This window comes from Sorangium sp. So ce426, from assembly GCF_051475585.1.
GTDB lineage: Bacteria > Myxococcota_A > Polyangia > Polyangiales > Polyangiaceae > Sorangium > Sorangium cellulosum_B.
On the sequence record NZ_CP150341.1, the window covers coordinates 3,459,936 to 3,471,908 of the forward strand.

General features: G+C 66.8%; 7 protein-coding genes. 6 read left to right on the forward strand and 1 reads right to left on the reverse strand.

What is annotated here, in order from left to right; translation table 11 throughout:
* The first annotated feature begins 1 nt into the window (after position 1).
* The 4 genes from WMF44_RS13210 (at position 2) to WMF44_RS13225 (ending at position 6,339) form a co-directional block, all read left to right on the forward strand.
* A complete protein-coding gene (locus tag WMF44_RS13210; protein WP_437299480.1) occupies positions 2 to 1,363 on the forward strand; it encodes a cytochrome ubiquinol oxidase subunit I in 1,362 nt (453 codons plus the stop codon).
* On the forward strand, positions 1,353 to 2,381 hold the full coding sequence (locus WMF44_RS13215; RefSeq protein WP_012235070.1) for a cytochrome d ubiquinol oxidase subunit II: 1,029 nt from the start codon (positions 1,353 to 1,355) through the stop codon (positions 2,379 to 2,381). The genes WMF44_RS13210 and WMF44_RS13215 overlap by 11 nt, the downstream gene beginning before the upstream one ends.
* Positions 2,382 to 2,680: 299 nt before the next feature.
* Positions 2,681 to 4,561 carry an IgGFc-binding protein gene (locus tag WMF44_RS13220; RefSeq protein WP_437299481.1) on the forward strand — a complete coding sequence of 627 codons (1,881 nt, stop codon included), beginning with the start codon at positions 2,681 to 2,683 and terminating at the stop codon, positions 4,559 to 4,561.
* A 20-nt stretch (positions 4,562 to 4,581) separates the two neighbouring features.
* Positions 4,582 to 6,339 (forward strand): FG-GAP repeat domain-containing protein, encoded by a 1,758-nt coding sequence (locus WMF44_RS13225; protein WP_437299482.1) that lies wholly within the window; start codon positions 4,582 to 4,584, stop codon positions 6,337 to 6,339.
* A 209-nt stretch (positions 6,340 to 6,548) separates the two neighbouring features.
* Here the strand turns inward: WMF44_RS13225 and WMF44_RS13230 are convergent, their stop codons facing one another.
* The gene (locus WMF44_RS13230; protein ID WP_437299483.1) at positions 6,549 to 7,328 is read right to left on the reverse strand and encodes a formylglycine-generating enzyme family protein; all 780 of its coding nucleotides are present in this window, start codon (positions 7,326 to 7,328) and stop codon (positions 6,549 to 6,551) included.
* A gap of 768 nt (positions 7,329 to 8,096) precedes the next feature.
* Here WMF44_RS13230 and WMF44_RS13235 point away from each other — a divergent pair.
* Positions 8,097 to 9,827 (forward strand): OmpA family protein, encoded by a 1,731-nt coding sequence (locus WMF44_RS13235; RefSeq protein ID WP_437301560.1) that lies wholly within the window; start codon positions 8,097 to 8,099, stop codon positions 9,825 to 9,827.
* A gap of 291 nt (positions 9,828 to 10,118) precedes the next feature.
* Positions 10,119 to 11,795, forward strand: a complete 1,677-nt coding sequence (locus tag WMF44_RS13240) for a hypothetical protein (protein ID WP_437299484.1) — start codon at positions 10,119 to 10,121, stop codon at positions 11,793 to 11,795.
* Positions 11,796 to 11,973: the final 178 nt, after the last annotated feature.

The window sequence follows — 11,973 nt, forward strand, 5'->3', positions numbered from 1 at the left end:
CATGAACAGCCTCCTCTATGCCCGGGCCCAGATGGGCCTGTCGCTGGCATTTCACATGATCTTCGCCGCCGCCGGGGTGGCGCTGCCGCTGATCATGGTCATCGCGGACGCGCTCTGGCACCGGACGGGCGATCGAGACTACCTCGAGTTCTCGAAGCGCATGGCGAAGGGGACGGCGATCCTGTTCGCTGTGGGCGCCGTGTCGGGGACGGTGCTCTCGTTCGAGCTCGGGCTCCTGTGGCCGAGCTTCATGGGGACGTTCGGAGAGGTGATCGGGCTCCCGTTCTCGCTCGAGGGGTTCGCGTTCTTCACGGAGGCGATCTTCCTCGGCATCTACCTCTACGGGCGCGGCAAGCTCTCGCCGAGGCTGCACCTGCTCTCGGGCGCGCTTGTCGCGCTGAGCGGCGCGCTGTCCGCGTTCTTCGTGATCCTGGTGAACGCCTGCATGAACGACCCTGCCGGGTTCACGATGGTCGACGGGCGCCCGGCGAACATCGACCCGGTCGCGGCGATGTTCAGCCCGCCGTGGAAGCACGAGACGCTGCACGGCATCCTCGCGTGTTATCAGGCGACGGCGTTCGTGATGACGGGGATCCACGCGCTGGTGCTCCTGCGGCACCCGTCGAGCCCGCTGTTCCGCAAGGCGTTCGCGGTGACGTTCGCGATCGCCGGGGTGACGGCGCTGGCGCAGCCGCTCGTCGGTCACTACGCGGCGGTGGCGGTCGGGACGGGGCAGCCCGCCAAGCTCGCGGCGATGGAGGCGCACTTCGAGACCTCGGCCCGCGCGCCGCTCCTCGTCGGCGGCCTGCCCGACGTGGAGCGGGGCGAGGTCGACTACGCGATCGAGATCCCGGCGGGGCTCTCGGTGTTCCTGCACGCGGATCCTGACGCGGTGGTGCCCGGGCTGGATGCGGTCCCGCGGGACGAGTGGCCGCCGGTCACGGCGACGCACCTCTCGTTCCAGGTGATGGTGGGCGCGGGCTCCGCGATGGCGCTGCTCGCGGTGGTCGGGGCGGTGCTCGCGTGGCGCCGCAGGGGGATCCCGGATCAGCGCTGGTTCCTCTGGGCGGCGATCCTGGCGAGCCCGCTCGGCATCGTGGCGATGGAGGCGGGCTGGCTGGTGACGGAGCTCGGTCGCCAGCCGTGGATCGTGCGGGGCGCGATGCGCACGCGCGACGCGGTGACCCCGTTCCCGCACCTCGCGGCGCCTTTCTGGACGTTCACGGCGCTCTATGTCTTTCTCGGCGTGGTGGTGGTCTACCTGCTCGTGCGCCAGCTCCGCGCGGCGCCGCTCGGGGTGACGGGCGGCGGCGGCGGCGGCGCGCCGCGTGCGTCCGGGGGAGGCGAGGCCGATGCGCACTGAGTGGTTCATCGGCGGGGTGATGATGGCGGCGCTCGTGCTGTACGCGCTGCTCGGGGGCGCCGATTTCGGCGGCGGCGTGTGGGATCTGCTCGCCTCCGGCCCGCGGAAGCGGGAGCAGCGCGCCCTCATCGAGCGGGTCATCGGCCCGATCTGGGAGGCCAACCACGTGTGGCTCATCCTGGTCGTTGTGCTGCTCTTCACCGCGTTCCCTCCCGCGTTCGCGGCGATCTCGATCGCGCTGCACGTCCCCCTGACGCTGTTCCTCGTGGGCGTCGTGTTTCGCGGCTCGGCGTTCAGCTTCCGCAGCTACGACTCCCGGGGGGATCGGCGGCAGAAGCGCTGGGGCTTCGTCTTCTCGCTCGCGAGCGTGATCGCCCCGGTGCTGCTCGGCATGATCGTCGGCGCGGTGGCGTCCGGGCGGATCCGGGTGGCGTCGGGGGTGGTGACGAGCGGCTTCTTCGCGCCGTGGCTCTCGCTGTTTCCGTTCGTGGTGGGGCTGTTCGCGCTGGCGCTGTTCGCGTTCCTCGCGGCGGTGTACCTGACGAACGAGGCGAAGGAGCCTGCGCTGGTCGACGATTTCCGGCGGCGCGCGCTCGCCTCGGGCTGCGTGGTGGCCGCGCTCGCGCTGGCGTCGTTCGCGGCGTCGTTCCGGGGCGCCCCGCTCATTCGAGAGGGGCTGACGGATCATCCGATCACGTGGCCGCTCCATGTCACGACGGGCCTCGCGGCCACCGCGGCGTTCTTCGCGCTGTGGACCCGCCGTTTCCGTCTGGCGCGCTTCGCGGCGGCGGCGCAGGTCACGCTGATCCTGCTCGGCTGGGCGGCCTCGCAGTACCCGTTCCTGGTGGTGCCCGACGTGACGCTCGAGGGCGCGGCGGCGAACCCGAGGACGTTGCGATTGCTTGTCTGGGTGCTCGGCGTCGGATCCGTGCTGCTGTTCCCATCGCTGTACGTGCTCTTCCGCGTCTTCGGCAGCGGCCGGGCGGGGGCTGCGTCGGACGGCGACGACGACCATTGAGCGGAGTGGGGCCGACGTACGTGGAAGTCGCGGTGGCCAAATCTGATGCACCACCTCGACCTACCCGCAGGGGAGGCGTGAGGACGGCTGGCTGAACAGCGGCTCTGTGTCCGTCCGGACGCCAGGGGGCGATGGCGCGATGGGGGTCGTCCATTGCATTCCTGGGACATGCAACCCGCTCTCGCGACGCCCCCGAAAAAATGCGAACGCTTTCGCGAGCCTCCCCATGGCGGGCGAACCGTGTTACGCTCGAAGGCGCGAAGTTTCAGGATGCTTGTGGGGGAAGGAGCCCTGTAGAGATGGCGAACATGGCTAGATACCGTCGACACGCGATTGTGGGGTTACTTGCAGCGACAGCCGGTGTGACGGGCTCGTTCGCCGCGTGCACGGACTCGTACCGTCATGGGCTCACCGGCTCCGGCTCGGGCCCCACCGGGACCGGCGGCAGCGGCAACGGCAGCGGCAGCGGCACCGGCGGCGCCGGTGGGGAGGCGGGGAGCACGGGGACCTTCGGGGAGGGGGGGCGGTGCGAGTACACGTGCTCCAACGATCTGAAGAAGGTCATCAGCTGCAATGGTGCGACGATCGAGGAGTGCAAGCCTGAAGAGGGGTGCCTCAATGCGCAGTGCGTGCCGGACCCGTGCACGGCGGCGCGGGAGTCGAAGAGCTCGTACGGATGCGATTACTGGGCGCTGAAGACGGCGCTGCGGCCGACCACCCAGGGCGCATGTTTCGCTGCAATTGTCGCGAATACGTGGAACTTGCCGGTTCACATCAACGTTGAGCGCGATGGCGAGCAGCTTCCAGTTAACACCTTCGCCTACATTCCCGAATGGAACGAGCAGACGAAGAGCGTTTCCTACACGAAGTATGCTGACACCAATGAGCTTGCCGCGGGGCAAGTTGCTGTCCTGTTCCTGTCGAGGTTGTCTGCTGGGGGCGGTATTGAGGACTGCCCAGCGCCCGGAGCGCTGGATGAGGAAACCGGCGTCCCAGAGTTTCCGGGCGAGCCAATCACCGGTCGCGGAAAGGCCTTTCACATCACGACCGACTTCCCAGTCGTGGCCTACCAGATCCTTCCGTACGGTGGAGGTAAGGCGTCATTCACCTCGGCTACGCTTCTGCTTCCGACGAGCGCGTGGGATAGCAACTACGTGGCTATAAATGGGTACTCGGAGTCAGAGTCGCAGTCTCCAGCGTACAATGGTGCCTATCCTTCGTTGGCCATCGTCGCTCATGAAGATGATACTGCGGTTACTATCCTTCCCAAGGTGAATGTAGAGGCGGGGGACGGCGTTGAGTCCGCGAGCGCGGGTGAAGCGAAGACGTATACGCTGAATGCTGGCGAATTCCTGCAGATTACACAGCGGGCTGAGCTGACCGGGAGTCCAATTCAATCGACCAAGCCTGTTGGCCTATTCGGGGCGCATGCTTGCATGCTCGTGCCTGCGGGCAGTGATGTTCGTGATTGCGACTCTGGACAGCAGCAAATCGCGCCCGTCAGAGCTACCGGGAGCGAGTACGTCGCGGTTCGACACCGGAACCGAACGGAGCAGGATGAGTCGCCGCCGTACCGAATTGTGGGCATGGTTGACGGCACGCGGCTCACTTGGGAGCCATCGAGGCCAGAGAATGCGCCTGAGGAGCTGCGGCTGGGCGAAGTGTATGAGTTCGCGACAGGTGAGCCTTTTATTGTCAAAAGTCAGGATGCTAACCATCCGTTCTATGTCGGTCAGTATATGACGGGTGGTTCTCTCTTCGGGGGTATTGGGGACCCAGAGTGGGTCAATGTAATCCCGCCGTCTCAGTATCTCGATTATTACGCGTTTTTTACCGATCCGACTTACCCGGAGACGAGCCTCGTTGTCGTCCGTACCCGATCGAGGGTGAATGGTGAATTTGCCGATGTTGAGCTGGATTGTGTTGGGAAGCTCACGGGGTGGACTCCTGTTGGTGACGGTAGCTACGAGTATACTGTTGTTGATTTGATGACCGGGGAGTGGCAGTCGGTGAATGGGTGCGTGAACGGTCGACACGAGATGCGGAGCGAACTCCCCTTCGGCGTCACGGTCTGGGGATGGGGTGCAATTCAGCAAAATTATCGTGTTTCTTACGCATACCCCGCCGGTGCTGGATTCCTGCCCATCAATAATGTCGAGATCCCTCCCGTGGCAAACTAGGGCCGCCGCTTGACATCGGTGTGTTCGGTACGATTTTTTTTGTTAATGTCATGAGAACTCGTCGATCCAATGTGGTCTTCGGGCCTGAAGTGGGATGGTTCGCACTCGTCTTTCTCACGGGCTGCAGCAAGATCCTCGGCCTCGACGAGTTCGTCGACACGCCTACCCATCCGGTGGCTGGCAGCGGCGGGGGGGTGGCGTCTGGCGGCGATGGTAGCGGGGAGGCGACGTCTGGCGGCGGCGACGGATCGAGGGGACCGCCGACAGTACCCGTCCTGCGGCTCCCGCGGAACGACGCCTATCTGGGGGCCCAACGGAAGGCCGGTTCGCGTAGGCCCCGGTTTGTGTGGGAGGCGTCGACGTCGCCGTTCGGCGCTCCCATCGAGTACGAATTGGAGTATGGCACCGATCTAGGCGCGAATGAGGCCGTCTCGGTCATCACCGAGCTTACGGAGCACCAGCCGGCAGAGGATCTGGAGATAGCGCTGCTTCCGCCCGTTGGGCGGCGATATTACTGGCGTGTGCGCGCCTGCGTGCAGGGGAGCTGCTCAGATTTTTCGCCCGAGCGGTGGGTCAATGTTGGCCGGACCAAGTGCGACTACAATGCTGATGGCTATGACGATGTCGCCATCAGCGCCTACGGTCGCAGTCCTACCAGAGGCGCCATATATTTCTACTACGGAACCTCTGGTGCGCAATTCAATCTGGATAACGATGGCATCGTCTCCAGTCCCATCGAGGCCAACGATGGCTTCGGGATGTCTTTGTCGTGCGCCGGTGACGTCGATGGAGACGGGTATGCCGATGTGCTGGTTGCGGCGCCTTATAGAGATAAGGCGTTCGTGTATCGTGGCAGCAGTAGGGATCGGTTCGATTTGGGCCGTTTTGATATCGATGGTAATTCGGTGGAGGGGTATATCGGGCCCTATATGGCGCCTGCTGGCGACGTTAATGGTGACGGATTCGCTGATGTTATCGTCGGGACAACTGAGCGCTCTTGGTTGACTGCGTCGTTGTATCTGGGGAGCTCGTCGGGGCTCGACGCGCCGATCGATCTCGAGCTCGGCGAGCGCGTAGAGAACCGGGAGAACGCGACCTCGCTCGTTTCATCGGCGGGTGACGTCAACGGAGACGGGTTTTCCGACGTGATGGTGGTGTTTCACACAATCGATCGTGACGTCGTGCGCGTCTATCAAGGAAACCCGGGCCGAGGGGTCGATTCTGCGCCGAAGGTAGAGCTCGTAGACCCCTCCGGTCAATCCCGGTTCGTTACCTCGTTCGGTGCCGCTGGTGATGTCAATGGCGATGGATTTGACGACGTCATCATTGGAGTTCATAGAGATAATCGTGCGTATGTCTACCTCGGTGGGCCGCAGGGGCTAGAGACGACGCCGAGCGTGACCCTCACGGGAAGCGACTCGTTTGGCTTGACGGTCGCGGCGGTTGGTGATGTCAATAATGATGGGTTCGATGATGTTGCAGTTGCCGACCGGTCGCCCAAGGTGCTTCTGTATCTGGGTGATGGTGAATCGAACCTGGGCGAGCCGGATGTCGCAATTTACAGAAATGCTATTGAAGACCGGACAGGGCAGCGTCTGGGGTCGCCTGGAGATGTCAATGGGGACGGCTACTCGGATTTTACGGTCGCCATGACGGAGGAGAATGTCGTCTACCTCTATTTCGGGCGCTCAGTGGTGGCAAGTCCTATGACTGAGGATGCCGTGATTGCGCAACCTTCAGATGATAGAGAGTTCGGCTTCGCTGTGGCGCATCGGTGAAGCCGGCGTGGGCGCCGCACGCGCCACCTTCCGCAGCGCTCCTCGCTCCTCGTGGTTTGACGCGCGAGACGTCGATCGCCGTTGCAAGCTACCTCAGTCCTCGGCCTAATCGGAGTGCGGCGGAGCGCCCCGGGTCAATCTCTGTCCACGGATCTCGTGGGAGGTGCCGACGCTGACATCCGAAATCGGCGCCTCATCGGTCGAGCTTGTCACTCAGCCTGGGCCTTTCTGGCGCAGCGCACGCCCTGGGTCCTGACTGTGCGGTCTTCCCTGTTTCTGAACACTGTATCGTACAGCGGGGCGATGGCATTCCCACCGCGAACCACGTATCCTGATGAGACGGAGCAGCCCTGGTTCGAGCAGTCCTCGCACGGCATCGGATAATCACCGCTGCAATCCAGGGTCCACTCCGAGACGTTTCCTAGCATGTCGGCGTGGCCCCACTTCGCATCGCCGGACGGCGAGAACGAGCCAACAGGCAGGAACGCGGCGACGCCGCATCCGCTGGAGGAGCCGTTCCCCCTGCACTCGTTGGCAGCGAACCCGCGCTCTCTCGACTCACCCCACGGATACATCCGCTGCTCCGCGCCGCCAGCGGCGGCGTAGTTCCACTCGGCCTCGGTGGGCAGGTAGCCCCCGTCCCATACGCAGAACGCGAAGGCCTCATACCACGTGACGCAATGGATCGGCCGGTGTTCGTTGGGCCCCGGCTCGTCGGTCCATGTCGGGTAGTAGTCGCATTCGAGCTGCGCTTTTAGCTCCTGGGTGTTTGCGGTGAGCGAGGACGTCCACTCGAAGCGCCACCCGCTGCCGGCCACGCCGGGGCGCTCCCCCGCTCCGAGCGCCGGGGGATCCCTGCGCGTCCCCTTCAGCGCCTCCACGAACGTCCGAAATCGTCCTACCGTGACCTCGTATCTGTCGAGCCTGAAGTCGCTGACGGTGGCTGGGTAGCTCTCGTTATTGCTGCGGTCGAACGTTCCTCCCGCCACGACGTCAGCGGCGCAGCAATCGTTGTCCCCGTCGGCCCCGCAGCTCAGTCCCGTGCCAGGCGCGTCGCCGCCCTGGCAGCTCGTGGGGACGCACACCCCGTCGCGGCACCCCGGGAACGGCGTCGCGCACGGCGCCTCCTCGACCCATGCGCCCCCTTCGCAGCGCCTCGGCTTCTCACCTGAGCACCCTCGCTCGCCCTCGGTGCACGGTACACAACGGCCCTTTGCACAGACTGGCGTCTCTCCACTGCAAGGCCGCTGCTGAACCCACTCCCCATCCGCGCACTGTCGGGGCGTATCGCCGACGCAGTCGCGCTCGTCGTGCGCGCATCCTCCTGCGCTGGAGCTCGAGGCGCTGCCGCTGCCGCCACCGGCTCCGCCGCCCCCAGCACCCGCCCGCGGAGCGTCCTTGAAGTCGTCGAGCCCGAGCATCAGGCCGCAGCTGGTCATCCCGGCCGCAACTGCCAGCGGAGCCATCCGCGCGCCCGCGCCGTAGCCCGTTCGCCGCTTCTTCACCGTCGCCACGCGGCCCACGCTACACACCGCACCGACGACGCGGAAGCACCCGCGCGCCAGCCCGCCGCCTCGACCCCGCGCGCCCCGGACACAGCAGCGCCCTCCCGCCGCCCTCCTCGCACCTCCTGGTTCGACCCAGGAGACATCCTCCCCCGGCCCGAGTAGTCTCCCGCCCGGACGCCGGCCCGCATGCGGCGGAACGCCCGCGTCAACCTCGTTTTTCGAGCGTTGCTTGGAGGACAGCTCACCGTGATGGATCGACGAAACCTGCCGGGCCGTGCGCCGCGACGCCCGTCGCGCCTTCGCTGCGCGCTGACCGCAGCGGCCCTGGCCGCACCGGCCCTCGCCGCGCTGGCGCCCTCCGCCGCCCGCGCGCAGGACCGGACCTTCTACCTCGATCGCCTCAGGATGGCCGGCGCCCCCGACGACGGGATCGGCGTCTGGCGCCCGCACATGGGGGAACGGACGCGCTTCTTCGGGCAGCTCGGGCTGGGGGTGTCGGTCCACCCGCTTCGCGACGACAACTACGTTGACAACCTCGCCATCGAGGACCGGCTCGAGGGCGACGGGCCCGTCACCTCCCAGCTCATCACCTACCTGAACGCGGGCGTCGAGATCCTCGGCCGCGGCGCCCTCCAGGTCGCGTTCCCCATCGTCCTGTTCCAGGACGGCAACCAGACCTACCACCGCGAGCTCGGCCTCAACCAGAGCGTCGACCTGAAGACCGCCACCCCGATGGACCTCCGGGTCGACGCGCGCTTCGTCGCCCTGGAGCTCGACGAGCGCCGCTTCCGGCTGGGCGTCACCGGCGCGGTCTTCGTGCCCATCGGCAACAACTACTCGTTCGCCGGCGACAGGGGCGTGAGCAGCTCGTTCGGCCTCGGCGCCGAGTACGACTTCAAGGATTTCTTCGTCACCCTGAACACCGGCGTCGCCATCCGGCCGCGCGTGGCGCTCAACGAGCTCGTCGTGGGCAGCGAGCTCACGTACGGCGTCGGCGGCTACGTCCCGCTCCTCGACGGCAAGCTCCGCCTGGGGGCCGAGATCTTCGGCTCGTTCGGCCTCCTCAAGGAGACCGCGGGCGAGCTCGATGCCTCGCCCATCGAGTGGCAGCTCAACAGCAAGATGTTCCTCACCAAGGACAAGGCGGTCTACGTCGGCGCCGGCGTCGGCACCCGCATGAGCGGCGGCTACGCGCCCGATTTCCGGGGGGTCGCCCTCGTCGGCGGCTCGTTCGGCATCGCCGACTCCGACGCCCGCTCGCCCGGCTTCAACTACGTGATCACGGCGGAGAAGGACACCGACGGCGACGGCTACCCCGACGTCATCGACCTCTGCCCGGAGGACCCCGAGGACGGCAAGCAGCCCAAGCCGAGCGACGGATGTCCGGACATGCCCGACCGCGACGGCGACGGCATCCCCGACGTCGTCGACAAGTGCCCGGACGACCCCGAGGACAAGGACGGCATCGACGATCGCGACGGCTGCCCCGAGGAGGACGCGGACCAGGACGGCATCCCCGACGCCGAGGACAAGTGCCCGAAGGAGCCGGGGCAGGTCGTCGTCGAAGACCCGGAGAAGAACGGCTGCCCCTTCTACATCCGCAGGATCACGGGCTCCGCCGAGATCGAGATCATGAAGCAGGTCGAGTTCGAGTTCGACAGCTCCAGGATCCTCCCGCAGAGCTATCCGATCCTCGACGAGGTCGTGCGCCTGCTCAAGGCGAACCCCGAGATCAAGCTGCTCAGCATCGAGGGGCACACCGACAACCAGGGCACCATCGACTACAACGACCGGCTCGCGCACAACCGCGCCATCGCGGTCAGGGTCTACCTGATCAACAAGGGCGTTCAGTCGGAGCGGCTCACCTCCATCGGCTATGGCTCCCGCCGGCCGCTCCTGTCCAACGACACGCCGGAAGGCCGGCAGCGCAACCGCCGCGTCGAGTTCCATATCAAGTCGCAGACGATCGAGGGCCGGTAAGCGCCAGCCGGAGCGGCTGGCCGATCCTCCCCCCGAGATCAAGCGACGTTTGCGTGCACGTGCCCCGGCATGTGCACGCAAACGTCATCTCCTGAGAGCCGGCCGGGGTCGGCCCGGCCAGCCGCTCCGGCTGGCCAGTGGTCGTCCCTCGTGCGGTGTCCACCCGGCGAAACGCCCGGGAAACTAGAGGAAGACACGCGGCGCTGCAATCCGCGCGGCGCGCTGTGCTAACGCTCGCGGCCTACCCGCTCCTCGCGCAGCAGCGGAGGGAAGGGGAGCGCCACACCTCTCATGGAAATGCCCGTTTCGAGCCCGCCCGACAGCGATCCCACGCCCCGGGCCGGCGCGTCCGCCGCCCCGCCGCCTCGACCTCCCGGCGCGGAGGCGCCTCCCGCGATCGGGAGCGGGAATCGCTGGCCCCGCGACAGGGCGTTCGTCGCGACGTTCGTGCTCCTCGCCGTCGCAGCCGTCGTGCCGATATGGCGGGTGCGGTTCCTTCCGCTGCTCGATCTGCCGAACCACCTCGCGGCCGTCCATATCTGGCACAGCTTCGATGAGCCGTGGACGCGCTTCAGGGACTTCTACGAGCTCAGCCTCCGTCCGGCCCCCTACGGCGCCTATCACATCCTGACGCACGTGATCGCCTATGGCGTCGGCCTCGAGAACGCGAATCGCGTCGTGCTCTCCGGTTATGTGCTCGCCATCCCCGCGGCGGCGCTCGGCTGGGCGCGCCAGACGCGGCGCAGCCCCTGGCTCTCGGTCCTCACCTTCCCGCTGGCCTTCACCCTCTCCTGGGCGTGCGGCTTCCTGCCGTTCCTCGTCGGCGTCGCGCTGCTGCTCGCCGGCGTGCTCGCGCTCGACGTCTACCTCGATCGGCCGAGCCCCTCGCGCGGGGCCGCCGTCGCGCTGCTCAGCGTCGGCTGCGGCCTCAGCCATCCGCTCATCCTCTTCGGCTATTACGTCTGCGTCGCCGTGCTGATGCTGTGCCACCTGCCCCGGTGGTCGCGGATCGCCGTCGCGCTGCCGCTCTTCGCGCCCGCCGTCGCGCTCGTCCTGTGGCAGCTCGTCGCCTTCAAGAGCCCCATGGTCGATCTGCGGAGCGGCCCGCGGTTCCAGGGCGTCTGGGTGCCATGGCACGAGATGCTCCGATCGTTCCCCGAGTACACGCTCGACTCGGTATCGGGCGATCTCGACACCCGGCTCTTCTGGGTGCTCCTCGCGGTGGCGTCGCTGCTGGGCCTCTCTGGCGTCGCGCGCGTCGCCCGGCGCTTCCTCCCTGGCCGCAGCCTTCCCGCGCGCGAGCCAGCCGCGCCTGCTGGCTCGCTCCTCGATCGGCTGCACCGCCATCGCTCTCTCGCCCTCTGCGCTGCGATGGCGATCTGCTATTTTCTCGTGCCGCTGCACCTGGCTCGCCCCTTCGACTGGTGGTTCGTGAGCGGGCGCTTCTCGCCGTTCATCTGCTTCTTCGGCTTCCTGGCCATCACGGCGCCGCTCCAGGGCCGCTCGCGCCTCCTGATGGCCCCCGCCGTGGCGGCCGCGCTCGTGCTGCCGCTCCACCTCTCGGAGAAATACGCGCGCTTCGAGGAGCGGGTCGCGCCGTTCGCCCGGATGGTGGAGCGGATCCCGCCGGGCGCCGAGGTCCTCTTCCTGACCCTGCCCCCACGGACCGATGAATCGCTGATCATCGAGGGCACCAACCACTTCTCGTCGTGGGTGCAGATCATGCACGGGGGCTTCAGCGCGGACGGCTGGCACAACGTGGGTTTCCCCTTCACGCTGAAGCGTCGCCTCCCCGCGCCGCCGTCGAACCGCGGTGAGTGGTTCAAGCCGGATGTCCATGGCGTCGCGTACGATTACGTGATCCTCCGGAACGAGCGGCCGGATAAGCCGGTGTTCACCGCGGCGCACCCCTCGTTTCGCCGGATCGAGCGCGACGGCGCCTTCACGCTCTACGAGCACACGCGTTGAGCGACGCCCCGGTCGCACCTCCGCTCGGCGCAGCCGAGCGCGCCGCGGCAGTGTGTCGCGCGTCGCAAAGCGCGCCGTGGTCGTGTGGGGCGCGTCGATGACGTGACGTTCGGGCGAGGCGCCTCATCCGCGCCGATCTGCCGTGTTTCCAGGCGCTGACCGGGTAGTCTACGATCCT

Excerpts from the sequence above, each read along its gene's own strand:
- WMF44_RS13210 (WP_437299480.1), top strand. The coding sequence starts at position 2 with ATGAACAGCCTCCTCTATGCCCGGGCCCAGATGGGCCTGTCGCTGGCA.
- WMF44_RS13215 (WP_012235070.1), top strand. The coding sequence starts at position 1,353 with ATGCGCACTGAGTGGTTCATCGGCGGGGTGATGATGGCGGCGCTCGTG.
- WMF44_RS13220 (WP_437299481.1), top strand. The coding sequence starts at position 2,681 with ATGGCGAACATGGCTAGATACCGTCGACACGCGATTGTGGGGTTACTT.
- WMF44_RS13235 (WP_437301560.1), top strand. The coding sequence starts at position 8,097 with ATGGATCGACGAAACCTGCCGGGCCGTGCGCCGCGACGCCCGTCGCGC.
- WMF44_RS13240 (WP_437299484.1), top strand. The coding sequence starts at position 10,119 with ATGGAAATGCCCGTTTCGAGCCCGCCCGACAGCGATCCCACGCCCCGG.